We start from the raw sequence: 17,904 nt of genomic DNA, 5'->3' as shown, positions 1-17,904 counted from the left end.
AGATATAAAAAACCACCATTAAGGTGGTTATTATTTTTTTACTGTCATGATTGTTATAAAATCGGGTATACCATCAACGCGACTCTTACTCGGCAATTCCGTGGTAACGAAAAACGTCACATTAGACGGTACAGTAACTGAAAGGGTTGTGCTTACTGTAAGATTTTCTGTTGATGTCATAAGATTTCTTTCAATAAATTCCGAATTTGCATTATTTTTAATGATAATTCTCAGCCATCCATATCTCCAATAAAATTGTTCCCCTTTGTCACCACCCGAACCTTTTCTCCCAATCGCATTTAATGTTAGTGGCAAAATAACCATATCTCGATCGAATGGCTCTGGATTAATCGTGATTGATCTACCTTTATGACAGAGGTGCATTTTTACAAGGTCTCCTACAATTTGCATCGCAGTAAGTTTTCCTTGTATTTTGCAGTTTTCGTTGATAACTACGTTATCTAACTGCCCATAATTTGCGTAGATACTTCCTGAAATATTAGCTTTTCTTGCGGTTAATGTGCCATCAGGTTGCAACTCAAATGCCGGAGGTGTGCCGGCACTAATAACACTGCCAGCTACTACGCTCCCGCCCCGAATTAACAGTGCTGTCATTTCAGTACCCGCAATGATCCTGTCGCCCCGAATAGTTCCTGTTGCAATTAAATGTCCATCCAAAAACATTGCCGGCATAATCCAGTGTGCGCCATCGTATATCATAGCCTCTGTATGATAAACTTTTCCATTTGAATCTAGTGAATAGAACATCAACGTCGTATCACGGGCAGGATAAAACCCAAATTGTTGATAAAACATTAATGTAGCAGTATCATTGTCAGGAAATTTACCGTCGTCGGTTTGGATTCTGAATAACCCCCCTGCGCCATTTTCAGCAATTAATGTCTTGGTGCTGGATATGTACATTTCAGAACGACCTACAACGTTAACTGCGCAGACACCGTACCAATATTTTGTATCTGGAGTACAATCAACGTCAGTAAGTGACATCGCGCGTCCCATATAATGGGTTTTAGCCTCGACTTCCGCCTCTGTTGTGCCTTTGTAAAACTCAAATTGAGTACCTAAACTGGACACGGCAGTCATTACGGGGCGAATTGCAATATTAAATGCACTAGGTGTCAGGACTAATCCCGACGGTGCTGCAGGTGGTAATATTGAAAATGCTACCGTACTTTCATCACCTAATCGCCCATTTTCACCAACACCACGAACAATGGCACTAAATTTACCCTGCTGCAACTCGGATATATAATACTCATTTTCAGCAACAACCTCACGACTAACCAATTTTTCATCACGATAAATTTTTACCTCAAATTTCAGATTCTGAATTGTGCGAGGTGTTGACCACAATAAACGAGCCTGATATAAATCAGACTCTGGCGTAACTTCTACCTGTAATTGTTCAACAGGAGGGATTGCCCAGTTGAATATTGTATTGCTTTCTTTTTCAAACACCGTGCCTTTGTCAACAATTGCTTCTTTATTAGGATCATGCTGTAAAGCTGTAATTGAATATGTACCATCATCATTTTCAGTAATAGTAATAGCTTTGAATAATCGTGGTTTTATTTTTCCGTCGTATAAACTCCAAACAGAATACTGGTCAACATCAACCAATTCTGTTAACACGATTTGATTAGGTTTAGTTTGTATTTTAATTTTGCGTAAATCACTGTTGATATCCGTAACACTGAAATATGCATCATTGATTTTTTTAATATCAATATCTCTATCTAATGTAATAGTGACGCCATCTACCGACTTGACTCTCCCGCCAATTGTCGTACCAGTATAGTCATTGTCAGCAATGCCAATAATGTCACCTGGCAAATGTCGAATACCCTCACGACCAACAGAAAATGTTACGGTTTGAGATTCTAATTTCTCAGTCTGGATTAACCATTTACCAACCCGATGAGCCTGACCTCTGGATGTGCAGCCAAACGCGTCAACCTGCGCCACATTTAACCCGAATCGCTTAATTAGGTCATCATCTGCAACGTATTCTATTGCTGTTTCCCAATTGTTATCAGGATCAATGTAGCGCACATGTACGGCCGTATGCCTTTCCTTTAATGCTGCTGAAGTATATGTAAATTGTCCGTTAACAACATTCGCGTTGGAATATATCGCAACAACATCATTTGGTCTGTCAATTACCGCTGAGTATTGTGTACCGTTCCATATAGGCATGCCGCGAAATGCTGAACATAATTCATTAATAACATTTAAAGCATGTCGTTGCTCTGTAATATAACAATTACAGGTGAAACGCGGCTCTTTACCACCAAAGCCATCATCGACTAACTGATCACAATATTGCGCAATAGAGTACAAAGTAAATTTATCTACTCCAAATGAACTTAATCGATCACCCATACCGTAACGCTTATTTGTCAACAATTCATAAAGTATCCATGCGGGGTTATCTGTCCAAGCAAGCTTAAAATCTCCCGACCAAAAACCTTTATACTCTCGTGTTTCTGGATCGTAATTATCTGGCACCCTGATAATTAGACCGTCAAGGAGATAATTGCGCCTCGGTGTACCACTAAACTGCTCAGAATTAAATTTTAAACCGATTAACGCAGTATTAGGGTATGAAAATTTAGCATCGTAGATTTCAGTGTATGAACTCCATAGCGTATCATTTACCAGTGTTTGAGATTTACTATCAGGTGTATTTCGTATAACACGAATATTAAACGGTGTTGAGGGTAATTCATCCAAAATGACGGATGTTAAATATTGAGAGTTTGTTTTTTTATTAATTAAGTTAACATTTTTAATCGTTTTCCATGCATCACCCTTACCAATTTGCACCGACATTGATACGTCTGTTCTGTTCGTATTCCCTTTATTATCGATGGATTTTAGCGCCGACACGCCAACGGTAACCCTAACCCGATCAATATTCGGATCTGTGATTGTCCTTGTAATTGGGGCGGTGGTTTTGATCTGGAGATTAACTGGAATTTCGTTTTCGGTATAAGAAAAACCTTTCAAAGGTGATTGTGATTGTGTTCCGTTTACCCAATCAATTTCAACACCCTTAAAATTAAAATTACCTTCAGGCGTTTGAACTGGTGTATCGTTTAAAAAAACACCCTTTAGCCCACCTACTATGCCTCGAATCTGTCCCTCGCCCAACATATCAATAATGCGCAGCTCCTGATTTGATTGAAGATTGTCCGGAGCTTCATACGGGGATTTGCTTTTCCCCGAACTTTTACCCATTTGAACGCTCCTTTATTGGGCGAAGTATAGGCTTATCGCCAATGTTTTCTTTTACCTCATCCTTAGTTTCCAGTCCTCGCGAAATGGTCTTTGAACCAGTTTTTACTCTACCAAATATCACTGGCACCGCTGTTCCCTGAGCCATCGTATTATCAAGGTTTGAGAAATACGTATTTTTATTGCTGTCACTTGAAGTTTTCTCTGTTTTCGGAAGTCGTGTTAACATTTGTGAAAAACCGCCGATCCCTAAACCTGCTCCGGCGGCAACCATCGCGAAACCCACTCCCGTTGAAATTCCTACTGCTATACCTGCAACAACTAACGCTGTACCTGCAATAAATCCAAATAAACCTCCGGTTTTTGCTCCAACTACATGTGGGACTATATGAATAACGGCTTTTTTAGGTAAACGACTATGTAACCCAATCTGTAAAGTGTCATGCGTCAAATTAACGCCATTGATACGAACATGAAACCAACCCTCCATAATTCGTTTCCTTAACCCATTAATTTAAGAGTAAAGTCCATTCAATCCCTCTGCTGCTGTGTCAACATTCATATGGAATCTATTGCCATATTGTTTAAGATCGCCGTAAAGGCATATTTTTGCCATTTTTTGTGTCTCCATACTGAGTGTGTATAACTGAACCAAAAACCGTCATATAAATCCCGTTTGGACATTCGGTTAGGACAATGATGTAAAATTTGTTGATCGCCAATGTAGAGAGCTGCATGATTGGGAATTTCTGAGCCAAGGCAAACGAGAATAACATCTCCCGCCTGAAGCCTTTCTAACTCAACGCGCTCAAAATTATTTTTAGGTAGTAAATCTAAATAGAGATTTTGACCTGTATGCCACCAATCATCCTTACGTTCATAATTAGGTAAATCAATGCCAGTCAGCATGTAGGCATCTCTAATTATTGATAGGCAATCGGTTTTACCATGTTGAAACTCGCGACCTAATAACGGTTTTATGTACCTAAACTTATGAATTTGGTTATCACATACCAGCCACCAATCAACAGCCGTACGGATTTGGGAAATTTGGTCCGCTTCACTGAGAATCGGAACTCCGTTAAGGTGAGAATGTACAACCGCTGTGATCTCGCCTTTTTCTTCAGCTCTTATCCAGTCGTCCGGTGATATTTCGAATGTTTCTGTTGGTGTGGCTGAGATGTTATTGCATGGCATGTAGGTTTTATTACCAATAACAAGACCACAGCACTCTGCCTCACCGCAAGAATTTGCGTGATTAAGTATTTCTGTTTTCATTGTTTATCTAATTTTGGAGTGGTTTGTAAAACTGGAAAGAGGGGATTAGGATAATTTGGCTGCTGTTGGAAATCCCCCAAAGGGAAGAATACCGTTTTGGCCAAACCTTAGTTTGCACCCAGCCACACATCTACTGCATTTGTCCCGTGTGATATCATCCGTTGGTTGATCAAACTCATCAGCAACTGCGCCCCCTGTATATCCGCATTCAGTACTGCGATAAATCCAACCGCATGTATTGGCAATAATGATGCGTTTAGGCAACATGGCGCCGTCAGATTCACAAGGCAGCGCTAATTCAAATACAACTACCCGTGATGTTTGTTGTTTGACTTGCTCCAATATATAATTAGAGACAATTTCACAATGCGGGTCCGCATGTTTATTACCATTTGCAAAATTGATAGCGTCTAAATATTTAACTAATACCTCATGTCTTGTTACCACGGCACCAATCATGCCTTCATAACTCTCAATTAGACCATTTAAAATGCCATAAGCATTACTGGCTGTAAGCGTTGGGCGGTTACTTGTTCCTTGTCCGCTACGTTCAAAACCTTGCGCTTTAATTGGGTATGGCTCGTACTCGTTGCCCTGCCATATAATAGCCCGTCTTAGTTCATTTAATCCGTTATGAACTCGCAAAACTGCTTTATGTCCAACGATTTCACTTAAGTCGATATCGAATAATTCGATAATTGCGCCAGCTTCAAGTTTTGTAATATCGCATAGCATATTTTTTGGGATCATGCGACCACCTCTTCAAACGTTGCAGAAATTGTTTTAACCGTACCATTAGGGGTTGGCGTCCAAGTTTTACAAACCACCTTGATGGTTTTGTGAGTATTAGGCTCTGTCCACAAAAACGATTTAACTGCATTATGCCTTGTTAAAAAATCTTCGATTAAATCGATATCTTCAGTTAAACCAACAAACAAAACACTATATGACCGCAAGTCATTGTTAATACCATCCGGAAAACGTTGCGCATAGCTGTCACCGAACCGAATATCTCTTACTTTAGGTGCTACCGACGCAGTAGAGCCGTTTTGAGGTCTCCAATGGAATGTCTCCATAATTTTCTCCAAGTATAAAAAAACCACCCGAAGGTGGTTTGATTAAATTGCGTTGATAGTCAATAATTAAATTCCATATTCATTAGCATTTTTATTTTATCCATTAATGAATATTCAGGCGTATATTTTTTTAAGGTTGACTCAGCAAACATATAATCCAAACTGTCTTTACTAAAAACGTGCCCATCTATATCTATACCTCCTACATCAACAATGATTGGCTTGTAGGTATTAGCAATAAAATATTCACAAGAAGAATATCCTACTAAATCAACCCCCATTTTATTTTTGGAGGAAAATTTAACTATAGCTGTTATATCATAAAAATTCTGAGGATCATTGTAATCATCTTTCAAAGCTCTTATCGCTTCACTTCCTGAAAAATATTGTTCAATCCTGTCGTTGCTCCAATAATTTCTACTGGATAAAGACGAATCTAAAATTTTATAAGAAGACGGCGATACCATTCTTTGTTTTGTTGCAAATGAGCAACGCTGTTTCAGGTCATACAAAAAAACATCATTATCACTAATAGTGGCAGCCACATAAATTAAAAATGCTGATATTAATATCAAAATAAATAAAATAAAAATAACTAACTTTTTCATACTATCTCCTTAATTTTTCGTTAATAGTATGTTATTTATTGGCTGTTTTGTTCTGAACATTCTGCCATTTTTTAACTCCTATAAAATAAAAAATCCCGCTCAAGGCGGGATATAAATTGTTTTCTAAATTACTAACCAAATCTGCATGAAACCATTAATCGATAAACAAGCCTGTCCTCTTCAGTTGCCACCGGTGAGGGGATTGCTCCTACTATCTGAATAAGCCCTGTGCTATTGGTGTAAGGATTGTTTTTGATGTAATCAGCTATTATCGATGTGTCATTATCTATTGTTTCAATGTCATTTACTGCGCCGATTAAATCTATTAACGTGTAATACTCATTACCTAAATCGGTTTTAAGTATTGAACCGCCATTGGGTCGAAATACAATGAACTTGCTGCTTTTATTTTTCGTATCACGCCATTTTAGATACTGAACCTCAAAGCCACCTAATAATCCGGCATTTTTGAGATATTCAGCTACTCGCTTGTACATTTTCACAATTTCATCTCCCTGCGGACAGCTTGGTCGATAGTTGCCTTTTCATCCTCAAACCCTTTATACAAGAATTCTTTTTTAGCAGTTGATCGCTTAAATTTCATTGATCGATTCGGATCATGAACATATGCTGCATAATTAGCCGAATAACCAACGCGACCCGTTAAGCGATTACCATTTATGAACATTTCACGATATTGGCTATTGAGTAGTGTTGAGGTATCAATCGGCGTATATAATGCAGCACGGGTACCACCGATCAATAAGGCAGACTGTATGGCTCTTACTGATTTTCTAGCTTGAACATCACCAACTATGGTATTTAATCGATTTATACAATCTCTAACACCACTAACCTTAATGCCCATATCAAACTCCTGTTATCAATGTATAATCATCCGCTAGTCGCTCGAATGTGTCTGCATATCGAGCAATGTGCTTAATTTCATCTGCGCCAGCTCTGATTGGATCAAGTTCCGTGAATTTACCAATCAAGATAAAATCACCCTCATTGGCTAAAGCGTATTCAGTCCAGAATGTGTTTTTAATAACAAACCCTGTTCCGATATCGCCTAACCTAGTTGCAGACTCAAGACCATAATCGCAATAAATTAGCTCTGGAGGATGAAAGACCTTAGCGCCATACTCATTTACGCCAGAAGCGCGCCAAATCGTAGCTATAGCTGTATATGCCCAATTAGCTGCGCTACTCATTACAACCTCCAACAACTGCAAAGAAGCCCACGCGTCCACTATCTAACGGTAAATCCGACAGGCAATTATTTTTATCCCATGCCCGAATCTGAGTTAGTAAATAGTCCGTGCCATTGTTATCGTATGTAAATGAACGACTAGCGCCACTTGGCGAACCCTGCGATGATATTTTCCTTGCACCAGACAATGAAGCCAATCTAGCAACAGCATATAACGACAATAGCTTTGCCGTGACATTACCGTATTGAGATAAGCAAGCATCATGTTTGCCAACTTGTTCAATTAATAGTTCTAATACTGAATCAGGAATAGAAAAGCCCAACTCAGAGATAAAGGATTTTGCTTCTGATTTATCTATAAGTTGAGACATTTATTTACTCCTTTGTTAGACTGGCTTCGTATTCAGCCTTAAGACGCTCAGCAAACTCTTGCACTGTCTCTTCTTTGCGTTGACCCTCTAATTTATACTGCGTTGCAAATTCGGCGAGGTTTTTTCCTGTTTTATTAGCTAAATTGAACTCTTTTCCATCGACAATCACAATAAGTGGTTCAACTTTTTCCTTTGTGGTCTCAACAATAGATTCAACTAGTTCTGCTTTAATAAATCGTTCTGCGATGTCTTTTGACAGGTCAATAACCCGCCCCTTTTCAACTTTCTTATAGTCAACCATAATATTGGCTGTTAGTACTTTAACTTTCATTATTACTCCTTAACTTGATGCGAAAATAACAGAATGATTGCCGTTAATATCGGTTTTAACCATTATTCCAGCAGCACTCCATGTGCGCCAAACATAGTCAGAGTTATAATAAAGTCGAGGATCGGCAACAGTACCAAACGCTTGCCCAACAATTGGAGCAATAATGCCAGCTCCTAAAGGAATAATAAGAATTTGATTACCTGTTAACTTGCTATCTTCTTTGATATCTTCGATGCCTGAAAGTTTTTTAATTTCTTCTAAAACGGTGCGAATTTGGTTGCTGTCAAAGTATTGCTCCCAATTCGACATGATCTCCGCAGAAACGTACCAAGTTTGTTTAGCGTATTGCTTATTAGAAACCTTTAAAGCATCGCGAAGTTTGATGGCTTCAGCACGAATTTTGGCTGGGTCTTTGCTATTGGCGAAATCAAAAGCTAAGGTAACTTGTTGAACTCGTTCATCGTATTTAAAACCTTTCCAAGTTTTTTTATCAAACACGATAAAATTACCATCTTCATCTTTAAAACCGTCAAAGATATAATCAACATATTTACGACGAACAATTTTTACTGAGTTTTCTTGCGCATCCGCTAAGGATTGCAATGCTGAGCCTTTACCAAAAATAGGGTCACGCCATGGGAATTTGAAACCTGTATCATGAATTGGAACAATAGTTCCATCGAAAGCATAGATAGTTGCATTTAATAACGCACCGACTTGACCTGACATAGAAGTATGCGCACTACCGCCACCTCCTGTTTTAGCATATTCATAGACAGATTCATCAATACGAACAGAACGAGAGAAGCCCATTAAATCATTCAACACGGTAAATTCAGTGTTTGGCTCAAACTCCTTTAACACAACAGCGTCTTGAGCTTTATATAGGCGTCTAATATCATCAATTGCATTAGTTACATTCAGGTAATCATTAGCGTTATTATTACCTCGGCTTTGATTGATAAAGTCGGCAACCGATTGCATCCCCGCCCGCCTTGCTTCGGCTAATGCTGCAAATTGAGCATTTTGAGCATCTACAAAACCCCGTTTTTCAGCTTCTTTTTTAGAAAAATAAAACATTGATTAATTATCCTTACTTCACTACAACACGCAGTAAATCACCAGCTGTTGTGATAGTGATTGTTTCTTCTGCAAAAAATTGAGATGACGCATCGCCGCCCATCGTTACTTGTCCTTCGATAATTTGTAATGGGTCATTTTTTTTATAAACACCAGCATTAGCGGTAACATTGTAAAACGTGCCTTGAGTTGGATGCATACAAACAACCCAATCTCCTAATTTAATTGCGCTTTTTACGTCTTTACCACGTAGATAATCATAGTTAGCAACATACTTAATGCCTTCTTCTGTATCATCTAAAGCTGGTTTAACTTTACCGTTCTCAAAGATACATATCGTACCAGGCATAAAACTAACAGCAGCTTTACCTTCGCGGTTTAACGTTGGGTTAGTGAATACACCACCCGCATGAATAACTCTTTTAGTCATTAAAATTCTCCTTATTCTGGCATTTCGCAGATTGATTGATTGCTGTTAGATGCACTGTAGGCGCTATTAACTGGTACCGATTTCTGACATTTCGCATATAACGCACTCAGAGCATCGCCTTTAATCTCATTGACGGCTGTTTCTGGTATACCAAACGCAGCTTTTACGGCTTCACGCATGGTTTTTTCTTCAGCTGCTGCATTTACACTTACTATCTGCTCTAGGATATTAACTTTATCAATTAGCGTCTTAGCCCATTTCGGCGTCTGTTCGCTATTTTGTTCTTCATCCTTCTTTTTCTTTTTTTCTTCATCTTCATCAGTTTTCTTTTTATCGATAGCCTCTTTAGCGACTTGCTCGTTAAGTGCAGTTAATAACTGCTCATCATCTAAGCCGTCGGTTTTAATCCCTTTGGCGCTTAACACCTGTAAGATCTTCTCTTTCATTGGGCCTATTTCCTCTTTTTTGTTAAATTTGAATTTTTTTAGCGCTTCAGATAATGTATTCTGAATTGTTAATAATAAGTTGGAGGGTGTTGCTTCTAAATCATCTAGATTGGCATTCTCAATCTGATATTCACCATCTGAGTTCACGAACATGCCCACTCCCTCGCTTGGAGTAGCCGCGCCTTGTTCGTTCAGAAGGATAGCCACATGGTCAAAATGCATATTAGTAGCCACCCAATCATAAGCTTTGCCCTTTGATTTTCCAGACTGATATACCTTGTTTAGAATTAATCCAGTAGATACATGAATAGGATTAGCATCCTCACCATTCATCATGCTTTCTAACCTATTTAGAAGTTGCTTGCCTTTCTCGTGATTTTTTGCAAATTCAATATCCACATAACAATCAAGTAACACTTTGTCATTATCTTTGTGGACATTTTCAGCCCATGCACCACCGTAATATTCGTTAATAGCTTTAGCATTGCTTGCCGACACAAATTGACCATTGACTTTAGGGTGTCCAATTGGCATCAAGTTGCCGTTTATTGACATATAACTTTTGTCTATTTCATCTTTCGGATATAAACCATTATTCATCACAACATCATCAACAACTGGGACGACATCGCGAATGATAAAATGCTCTTTATTGTTGATTGATTCTTTCGTGATTTTTGATGATTTATTAATAACCGAAAGCACATTAACCGTAACTTTATTCATCAGTTTTTGCCCTCTCTTTGAGCCATTCTTCACGCTCCTTACTAAGTTTCTCTATTACAAATTTATTAAAAGGCTCACCTTTTTCATTGAGCAATATCGGTATTTGCGAGCAATGGCAATTAAAGGCGTTGCCGCCCTCCTCATACCAATTCCTCACCTCTTCAACCGTTCTTATTCTTCCGTCCCAATAAACATGAGTTAATCGGCTGGTTATAAGTTTTGCAGACATATGCAACAAGCCGACCCTCAAACCTAATCTTTCAGTAGTCCATTCAGTTTCATTCCAAATGGATTGACGATACCCTCTTAATTGTTCGGTTTGAGCTAAAGCTTTAGCTTTAGACATTGAAACATCAAGTCGTTTACTGATAATTTGAGCGGTTTCTCTTGGATTGATACCTCTTGCTATAGCGCTAGCTAAAACATGGCATAAATCTGCTTTTGCAGCTTCGGTTAATCCCTTCCAGTCGCTGAAAGTTAATAAAAAGGCTTGTTTAATTTGATTTAGGTATGCAGGTCTTGACAATAAAGTTACAAAGGCTGTTTGCTCTGCATAATAAGCGGATTGCTGCGCTAAATTAGTATAGGCGGAGTGAGTGCCCCGCTGGTATTCGTTCTCAATTGTCGATAACATCCAAAATTCATCGCGCCCACCCTCAAGCAAGTATTCGTCTAATATGTCCTGAACCATTGCCAATAACGCTTCTAAGTCGTTTGGCGAAATGTCATAGATATAGTTTGAATTGGCTTGATAAATCACACCTTAACGGAAGATGTAACCTTGATTCGGTGAGGGTCAGTGGTTCGAGTCCACCCGGGCGTACCATCCTAAAGCCTTATGCGAAAAGGCTTCAAAAGAATTAATCTTCATCACAATTTTAATAAAGGGGAAAAACTGAGGTGAAATAAATAATAATTTGCCTTTATTCAAATCAATTATTGTTAAATCCTATTTTTCAAAACTTAATCACCTAATCCATATGAATAGCATCCTTTATCATATATGAATATTATTATAAATCTATACTTCTAATTGACTTTAAAAAATATCCGATAATTGTTATACATTTAACAACTACGATCCTGCTATCGATTCCTCTGAATTCCAATTTAATGGAAGTGATACTTTATATCTTAAGCGGTTATGGATTTGAGCTATACCTCTATATTTATCATAGATACAGCTATCTGTGTGAGCTATTATTCCACTGTTACCTTGCTAGGTTGAAACTGACGTAAAATAAAATCGAGAGTAGACTAGTTTTGGCTATCTTATTTAATTTTTTGATTAAATAGAGAATAGACCTGTAAGTATTGGGAGGATTACAAGAATGGAAAAAATTGACCTTAGGATTTAATTTATAGTAATAAAATCCATTTTTAACGAAGTTTTAATCAATATTTTCAAGTTATTCTCATCACGAGTTAACACAAAAAATTTATTTGTAAACGAATAAAACTGCGCTAATTAATAAAATTACTAGTTTTATTTAAAAATGGATTTCGAACTCTTTTGTGTTTTTACCATAAATTCAGCACTTAACCATTTAATACTATTGTAATTATGAACTCATATTTACATCAATGAAAATAATATTATTGTATACCCTGTTATCTACTAATCAATTTTTTAATTAGAGCTTTCATAAAAGAGGTCTTATTACACCCTTCTACATTTATTCAACCATTGTTTCTATCTGCTTGATTTAGTTAATCTCACTGACATCAGTACTTTTTTTAACTTATTCATGTAAACTGGAAACATTAAGAGGAAGAATGGCATATGCAGAGGACCCCTCATCGATTTATCCATTTTAGTACAGGGAACACTTGTTATCGTCAACAGAATACTCAGCCAAAAACGGTTTATCCCTGTGTATAAAAAAGCACTAATAAAATTTGAATAACAGATTTCCCCGAACACGGTTTATCCCTGCTTACACAGGGAACATTCAAGTTATAACATTTTGTTTTATATTTAAATATTAACTATAAAATTTCCACCATTTTTCTAATTAATTTTTAGAATCAAGATATTTATAGCACTTATTAGCTATTTAAGTAATTAAAAATAGCTGAGTTAAACATTATAGCTATGACGATTTTAATAAATAACTTAAGTTTTTACCGTTCAAAAACAAATTATAAAATTTATAATACTGATTTAAATTAATATGTTAGAATTAGTTTTAAATTACCCTTTAAAACTTTGCTATACCATATTATAAATTATTGAACATAAATTCTATTCTTTATTAAAAGAATAAATAGAATGGAATTTAGCACAAGTAATAAAGATGACTTTTTGAATAGTCATCTTTGTATTATAGTAAATAATTATGAATTCAATTCACTTAGAAATTAATCTCGGTACCCACGAAGTAACGTCGACCTTCTAGAGATTTACCAAAGTCATCGTTAGAAACATCTTTGTCAAATAAGTTATAAATACCACCATAAACCTTAGTATTCTTATTTATTTGAAAAGATGCACCTACATCCCAGAAAGTATAACCTGGATATTCAATTTTCTTGCCACTTCGATCCGTTGTATTTTCTGCTCCATAATATGCAACCTTAGTCCATAAATCCCAATGTTGTGTTATGTTCCAATCAATCTGAGTATTAAATTTTTGTTTAGGTGTACGGTTCAAAGGTTTACCCTTATTTTTACCGGTTTTTTGTTCAGTTTTGATCCAAGAGTAATTGGAACTTAATAAGAAATTAGTAAACAATGGTGTTTTAAATGAAAATTCAAGACCTTTAAGATCGGCCTTATCGACATTTTCTCGTCCTTGTACAAAATCGAATTTTTCTTTATATCCAGGAATTTGACAATTTTTTGAACCAGCTGTACCACGGCAAATATAATAGGATTGGATTTTATCTTTATATTTGGTATAGAAGGCTGTTGCAGAGGCATCAATACCGTATTCATTGGTATAACCAATACCCATTTCGAATTCATTCGTTTTTTCAGGTTTCAGATCTGGATTACCCATTATCATCCCTTTATTACCTGTTCCTGAACCTCCGGTAACTTGTCCCCAGTCTGAGACAACTTGACGCAGTTGAGGTGGTGCAAATCCTGTTGAATAGCCACCTTTTATAGTAAAGTTATCATCAATATTCCAGACACTATAAACCCTTGGATTCCAGTTATGACCATAGTTTTCATCTTTATTATAGCGAAGGCCCAATGTTAAATTCCAATTGTCTAAAATACGTAACTCATCCTCAGCAAACAAGGCATAATTCCAACGATCGATTTTTGTTAAAGTTTTCTTTAACTGATTGCCATTATCATGAAGCTCTTGATAAGTATATGTACCGCCAATGGTTAACATATTGATTGAAAATGGGATTGTCATACGTGAGTCAACATCAGTATTACGAATTTTCATTTTTCTTTCTGGGTTATTATTCCCTTCATGAGCAATAAAAGATGTCGTAGATACATCACCAAATAGACCATTATGAGTTAAAGCAAAAGAGTTTCGACGATTATCTCGATCGAAATTACCACGACTAATAGGTCTTGTTTTTCCTGCTGATGCATTACTATTTTGTAGGGTACGACCAAAATCTAAATCAAATTTTTGTGAGTCAGAAGCATTAAGCGATAATTTCCCATTTATACTTCGTAGTTTTTGTTCTGAATGACCATTTAAAAATTCATCTTCATGACGTTTGCTATATTGACCATATAATTGTATACCCAAAATATCATCTATAATAGGTCCCATGGTGGAAAAACTTCCAGTATAGGTATTTTTTTCATCTGCACGGTAAGGAATTATTGATTCAATTCGTAAACCATTATGCCATTCTTTTGAGACTTTCTTTGTAATAATGTTAATTACTCCACCCATAGCATCCGAACCATATAATGATGACATTGGTCCCCTTACAACTTCAATACGCTCTATAGCGGTTAAAGGAGGTAACCAACCTTGTTCAAAACCTGAATTATCACTATTGGGTCTTGTTTCACGAGTGCTAACTTTCTTACCATCAATTAATAATAAAGTGTACTTGGCATCCATACCTCGAATACTAATATCGGTCGAATCACCGCCACCAGTAATTGTAACACCAGGAATATCTTTAAGTGCATCAGTCACATCACGATAAGGTTTTTTGCTAATTTCTTCTGGCGTGATTACTGAGATTGTTGCTGGTGCTTCTTTGATTTGTTGTGAAAATCCTGATGCTGTCACCACCATGGTATCAGTGTCTTTATTGCTTACTGCCATAGCTATGTCTGACAATGACAATAAAAGACCGGTGTTAATGACATGTATTGCCAATTTGAATTTAGTATTCATTTATATAACCCTATTATTTATATTGATATTTTCAACCTCAATCCAAATGTACAATATACCATATGAGAATAGTTATCAATATCTTTTCAAAAAATTATTTATTGCTAGACAAATTATACGCTTTAAATAATAATAGTTATCATTTGCATCATAATCAAAGGAACCAACATGAATACCAAGAAAAAATTATTATTGAGCACATTAGCTGCACTTGTCTTAGGATTAACGGGTTGCCAATCTTCAATGACGGTAACTACAGATAATAATCAAACTGTTGTAGTACCTAAGTCGCCCAGTAAAGTTGTCGTAATGAACTATGGTGCGCTAGACACTTTAGATGCTTTAGGTCAAGGTTCAATTGTTGTAGGAGCCCCTCTCTCTGTTTTACCTTCTTATCTTGAGCAGTATAAAAATGCAAACATTGCTGACACAGGTAATATGAAAGAACCAAGTATAGATGCAATTAAACAAGCTAAACCACAACTGATTATTATAGATGGTCGTCAAGCTAGTCGAACTAAAGAATTATCAAAAATTGCCCCTGTAATTAATTTAAGTGTAGATGCAAAAAACTACCTTGAATCAACCAAAAATCACATTAATGTATTAGCTGAGATTACCGACACCAAACAAAACGCCAGTAATCTAATTCAAGCTCTTAATATAAAAATAACCAACGCTCAATCTGTTGCTCAATCAAATCCCAAAAAAGCAATTGTTGCAATCCATAACGATGGTAAAATGATTTTGATTAATGCAAGTTCAAGTGCAGCATTAATTCATGATGTTTTAAAAGTAAAACGCGCTGTTCCATTTTTTATTCAATCAATGAATGCTGGTGATAAACCAAAACCAATTTTTATTGATAATAATTACGTTAGTACTATTAAACCCGATATTATTTATGTCGTTGACCGTAGCAAAGCAATTGGTCAGACAGCGATGAAAGATGATTTCTTTGATGCAAAAGTATTAGCTACAAGCAAAACTGAAGTGGTTTATCTTACACCAGATCTTTGGTATTTATCTGGTGGCGGTGCGGAAAGTTTAAATCGCCAAATTGATGAAGTAATTAACGGTCTAAATTAAAATTGTTAAGTTAGTTGTTTAACTTCATATTGCCCTTATGCAGTTATTAAGGGCTTTTTTATTATGTGACTATCTTGATTAATTCTGTGATTGTTCTTCACATTCATTCTAAAATTTTGGTATCATACGCAATATTATCATAACTGCTTTTTATTTTGTTAATTAAAAACAATATCAAAAAATATTCATTAATAATAAAATGTTTGGTACAAAAATGACGGTTTGATATAACTTTAGTTCGTTTGACCAACCTAATAATCAATCCATTATAGTAACCTATTTTTATCATAAATTAATTTTCTATTTCCAACTAATTTTTTTTACTCATATAAACACATTAATCATCCAATAGTTTATTTTATAATCTTAAAATAGGATTTTAATAGAATAATTTTATATTTTAGTTTATTAACTTATTGATAATTTTAATTTAATGTATACAATTAAAACAGATAGGATGTTTATGGGATAAAATTTAATGAAAAAACTGTTTCTAATTTCAATATTCTTTTCTTTTATAGCTTATGCAAAGATTGATGCACCGATAGGTTTAACATGGGGTGAATCAGACGCTGATGTTGTCTCAAAGTATAAAGCAAAAAAAGTATATGTCTCAGATGATATAATATTTTATGAATTAACTGAACCACCAATGACTCTACCAAATTTTGATTCTTATATGGTACTTGTCCATAAAGATTTAGGTCTTATGAAAGTAGTATTAAGAGAAAAAATAAAAGACGATCCTTATGGCACTAAGGGTAAAGAAGAATATTTTAAATATAAAAAAGTTTTAACAAAAAAATATGGCAAACCGGAATCTATTGAAAAAATAGGATTAAAATTATATAAAGAAATTGATGAGTTTTATCAGTGTTTAAAATATACAGGTTGTGGTAGTTATTCTTCCTATTTTGCCCAATTCCAAATTGGATTAGAAATCGAAGGATCTAGTCGCGGACAAGGTGAATTACAAATTATTTATGAATCGGATCTCCACTCTAAATATAGAGAAATAGAAACAAAGCAAAATCAAATGAAAATAGAAAAAGGACTTTAAATGAACATGTTTAATAAAACTAAAATAGGTATTGTTATAATTGCAATTTTTTCTTTATTTTTATTCAGTTGTAAAAAAGAGTTAAGTGAAAATGAAAAACAAAAACTTATTGAATTGAATGAAGAATTATCCAAAATTTCAGACGAAATCGATAATTCACAAAAAGAGCTTGAAAACTATTCCGGTGGTTTAATTAAAACACTAATTGAAGTTAAAGTTGAAACGTTAAAAATAAATCAAGCTTTGATTACACAAAGAATATCAGCCATTGAATCAGATTCACCGATTAAAGTCGAGACAATCATAACTCAACCCAACGCAGAATTAGCCCAAGATATTTTCAATGATATGAATGAGTTAAAAAAAGAGATTAAATTTCATCAAGATGAGGCTGATCAATATGAAGATGGTCTTATTAAGATTACTCATTTATTAAATGTAGTTCAAAAAGAACAAGCTTATACTGCTTTACAATTACAATATTATACCGTTAAATATGGTTTATCAACATTACCCACTGTAGAGTATCAATCCAAAACGAAAATCAAGGAGAGCGATCCTTCAGTCCCTATTGAAGATAAATTATAATTTACTTTATATGATTAATGAC

General features: G+C 35.6%; 18 protein-coding genes and 1 pseudogene. 3 read left to right on the top strand and 16 right to left on the bottom strand.

The genetic code is table 11. The annotated features are described in order from the left end of the window. Positions 1 to 30: 30 nt before the first annotated feature. The 16 genes and pseudogenes from J3U13_RS05790 to J3U13_RS05715 form a co-directional block, all read right to left on the bottom strand. A pseudogene (locus J3U13_RS05790) lies at positions 31 to 2,262 on the bottom strand (phage tail tip protein); the annotation flags it as partial. A 991-nt stretch (positions 2,263 to 3,253) separates the two neighbouring features. Further along, positions 3,254 to 3,748 carry a tail assembly protein gene (locus tag J3U13_RS05785; RefSeq protein WP_267340748.1) on the bottom strand — a complete coding sequence of 165 codons (495 nt, stop codon included), beginning with the start codon at positions 3,746 to 3,748 and terminating at the stop codon, positions 3,254 to 3,256. A 68-nt stretch (positions 3,749 to 3,816) separates the two neighbouring features. Then, complete coding sequence (locus tag J3U13_RS05780; protein ID WP_267340746.1) at positions 3,817 to 4,536, bottom strand: C40 family peptidase; 720 nt, start codon at positions 4,534 to 4,536, stop codon at positions 3,817 to 3,819. Positions 4,537 to 4,581: 45 nt separating this feature from the next. Continuing rightward, the gene (locus J3U13_RS05775; RefSeq protein ID WP_267340745.1) at positions 4,582 to 5,286 is read right to left on the bottom strand and encodes a phage minor tail protein L; all 705 of its coding nucleotides are present in this window, start codon (positions 5,284 to 5,286) and stop codon (positions 4,582 to 4,584) included. Beyond that, positions 5,283 to 5,612: a phage tail protein gene (locus tag J3U13_RS05770; RefSeq protein WP_267340744.1), complete on the bottom strand. Its 330-nt coding sequence runs from the start codon at positions 5,610 to 5,612 to the stop codon at positions 5,283 to 5,285. The genes J3U13_RS05775 and J3U13_RS05770 overlap by 4 nt, the downstream gene beginning before the upstream one ends. Before the next feature lie 59 nt (positions 5,613 to 5,671). Next, positions 5,672 to 6,220 (bottom strand): hypothetical protein, encoded by a 549-nt coding sequence (locus tag J3U13_RS05765; protein ID WP_267340742.1) that lies wholly within the window; start codon positions 6,218 to 6,220, stop codon positions 5,672 to 5,674. A 131-nt stretch (positions 6,221 to 6,351) separates the two neighbouring features. Next, positions 6,352 to 6,717, bottom strand: a complete 366-nt coding sequence (locus tag J3U13_RS05760; protein WP_267340741.1) for a hypothetical protein — start codon at positions 6,715 to 6,717, stop codon at positions 6,352 to 6,354. 2 nt (positions 6,718 to 6,719) lie between these two features. After that, positions 6,720 to 7,088 carry an HK97 gp10 family phage protein gene (locus J3U13_RS05755; protein ID WP_267340740.1) on the bottom strand — a complete coding sequence of 123 codons (369 nt, stop codon included), beginning with the start codon at positions 7,086 to 7,088 and terminating at the stop codon, positions 6,720 to 6,722. 1 nt (position 7,089) lies between these two features. Further along, positions 7,090 to 7,434: a hypothetical protein gene (locus J3U13_RS05750; protein WP_267340739.1), complete on the bottom strand. Its 345-nt coding sequence runs from the start codon at positions 7,432 to 7,434 to the stop codon at positions 7,090 to 7,092. Next, complete coding sequence (locus J3U13_RS05745; RefSeq protein ID WP_267340737.1) at positions 7,427 to 7,804, bottom strand: DUF7370 family protein; 378 nt, start codon at positions 7,802 to 7,804, stop codon at positions 7,427 to 7,429. Before J3U13_RS05745 ends, J3U13_RS05750 begins: the two co-directional genes overlap by 8 nt. Before the next feature lie 4 nt (positions 7,805 to 7,808). Then, entirely contained in the window at positions 7,809 to 8,135 is a 327-nt protein-coding gene (locus tag J3U13_RS05740) for a hypothetical protein (protein ID WP_267340736.1), read from the bottom strand. 9 nt (positions 8,136 to 8,144) lie between these two features. After that, the gene (locus tag J3U13_RS05735; RefSeq protein WP_267340734.1) at positions 8,145 to 9,215 is read right to left on the bottom strand and encodes a major capsid protein; all 1,071 of its coding nucleotides are present in this window, start codon (positions 9,213 to 9,215) and stop codon (positions 8,145 to 8,147) included. Positions 9,216 to 9,228: 13 nt separating this feature from the next. Next, positions 9,229 to 9,645: a hypothetical protein gene (locus J3U13_RS05730; protein ID WP_267340733.1), complete on the bottom strand. Its 417-nt coding sequence runs from the start codon at positions 9,643 to 9,645 to the stop codon at positions 9,229 to 9,231. A gap of 11 nt (positions 9,646 to 9,656) precedes the next feature. Beyond that, complete coding sequence (locus tag J3U13_RS05725; RefSeq protein ID WP_267340732.1) at positions 9,657 to 10,817, bottom strand: hypothetical protein; 1,161 nt, start codon at positions 10,815 to 10,817, stop codon at positions 9,657 to 9,659. Then, positions 10,810 to 11,508, bottom strand: a complete 699-nt coding sequence (locus J3U13_RS05720; protein ID WP_267340731.1) for a phage minor head protein — start codon at positions 11,506 to 11,508, stop codon at positions 10,810 to 10,812. The genes J3U13_RS05725 and J3U13_RS05720 overlap by 8 nt, the downstream gene beginning before the upstream one ends. Before the next feature lie 1,663 nt (positions 11,509 to 13,171). Next, positions 13,172 to 15,145, bottom strand: coding sequence for a TonB-dependent receptor domain-containing protein (locus J3U13_RS05715; RefSeq protein ID WP_267340730.1), 1,974 nt, complete (start codon positions 15,143 to 15,145; stop codon positions 13,172 to 13,174). Between the two features lie 168 nt (positions 15,146 to 15,313). Here J3U13_RS05715 and J3U13_RS05710 point away from each other — a divergent pair, with 168 nt between their 5' ends. The 3 genes from J3U13_RS05710 (at position 15,314) to J3U13_RS05700 (ending at position 17,882) form a co-directional block, all read left to right on the top strand. Further along, on the top strand, positions 15,314 to 16,234 hold the full coding sequence (locus tag J3U13_RS05710; RefSeq protein WP_267340729.1) for a siderophore ABC transporter substrate-binding protein: 921 nt from the start codon (positions 15,314 to 15,316) through the stop codon (positions 16,232 to 16,234). 478 nt (positions 16,235 to 16,712) lie between these two features. After that, positions 16,713 to 17,294, top strand: coding sequence for a hypothetical protein (locus tag J3U13_RS05705; protein WP_267340728.1), 582 nt, complete (start codon positions 16,713 to 16,715; stop codon positions 17,292 to 17,294). Beyond that, a complete protein-coding gene (locus J3U13_RS05700; protein WP_267340726.1) occupies positions 17,295 to 17,882 on the top strand; it encodes a hypothetical protein in 588 nt (195 codons plus the stop codon). The last annotated feature ends 22 nt before the right edge of the window (positions 17,883 to 17,904 follow it).

The sequence above is a fragment of the Gilliamella sp. B2887 genome (assembly GCF_026537015.1).
Classification (GTDB): domain Bacteria; phylum Pseudomonadota; class Gammaproteobacteria; order Enterobacterales; family Orbaceae; genus Gilliamella.
The sequence above is the reverse complement of the archived record's forward strand: the minus strand, read 5'-3'. Positions and strand labels throughout refer to the sequence as shown.

What these genes read in the sequence shown, in the direction of transcription:
- J3U13_RS05745 (WP_267340737.1), bottom strand. Translation starts at nt 7,804, where the DNA reads ATGTCTCAACTTATAGATAAATCAGAAGCAAAATCCTTTATCTCTGAG.
- J3U13_RS05730 (WP_267340733.1), bottom strand. Translation starts at nt 9,645, where the DNA reads ATGACTAAAAGAGTTATTCATGCGGGTGGTGTATTCACTAACCCAACG.
- J3U13_RS05700 (WP_267340726.1), top strand. Translation starts at nt 17,295, where the DNA reads ATGAACATGTTTAATAAAACTAAAATAGGTATTGTTATAATTGCAATT.
- J3U13_RS05720 (WP_267340731.1), bottom strand. Translation starts at nt 11,508, where the DNA reads ATGGTTCAGGACATATTAGACGAATACTTGCTTGAGGGTGGGCGCGAT.
- J3U13_RS05735 (WP_267340734.1), bottom strand. Translation starts at nt 9,215, where the DNA reads ATGTTTTATTTTTCTAAAAAAGAAGCTGAAAAACGGGGTTTTGTAGAT.
- J3U13_RS05725 (WP_267340732.1), bottom strand. Translation starts at nt 10,817, where the DNA reads ATGAATAAAGTTACGGTTAATGTGCTTTCGGTTATTAATAAATCATCA.
- J3U13_RS05755 (WP_267340740.1), bottom strand. Translation starts at nt 7,088, where the DNA reads ATGGGCATTAAGGTTAGTGGTGTTAGAGATTGTATAAATCGATTAAAT.
- J3U13_RS05775 (WP_267340745.1), bottom strand. Translation starts at nt 5,286, where the DNA reads ATGATCCCAAAAAATATGCTATGCGATATTACAAAACTTGAAGCTGGC.
- J3U13_RS05765 (WP_267340742.1), bottom strand. Translation starts at nt 6,220, where the DNA reads ATGAAAAAGTTAGTTATTTTTATTTTATTTATTTTGATATTAATATCA.
- J3U13_RS05740 (WP_267340736.1), bottom strand. Translation starts at nt 8,135, where the DNA reads ATGAAAGTTAAAGTACTAACAGCCAATATTATGGTTGACTATAAGAAA.
- J3U13_RS05760 (WP_267340741.1), bottom strand. Translation starts at nt 6,717, where the DNA reads ATGTACAAGCGAGTAGCTGAATATCTCAAAAATGCCGGATTATTAGGT.
- J3U13_RS05710 (WP_267340729.1), top strand. Translation starts at nt 15,314, where the DNA reads ATGAATACCAAGAAAAAATTATTATTGAGCACATTAGCTGCACTTGTC.
- J3U13_RS05770 (WP_267340744.1), bottom strand. Translation starts at nt 5,612, where the DNA reads ATGGAGACATTCCATTGGAGACCTCAAAACGGCTCTACTGCGTCGGTA.
- J3U13_RS05705 (WP_267340728.1), top strand. Translation starts at nt 16,713, where the DNA reads ATGAAAAAACTGTTTCTAATTTCAATATTCTTTTCTTTTATAGCTTAT.
- J3U13_RS05715 (WP_267340730.1), bottom strand. Translation starts at nt 15,145, where the DNA reads ATGAATACTAAATTCAAATTGGCAATACATGTCATTAACACCGGTCTT.
- J3U13_RS05750 (WP_267340739.1), bottom strand. Translation starts at nt 7,434, where the DNA reads ATGAGTAGCGCAGCTAATTGGGCATATACAGCTATAGCTACGATTTGG.
- J3U13_RS05785 (WP_267340748.1), bottom strand. Translation starts at nt 3,748, where the DNA reads ATGGAGGGTTGGTTTCATGTTCGTATCAATGGCGTTAATTTGACGCAT.
- J3U13_RS05780 (WP_267340746.1), bottom strand. Translation starts at nt 4,536, where the DNA reads ATGAAAACAGAAATACTTAATCACGCAAATTCTTGCGGTGAGGCAGAG.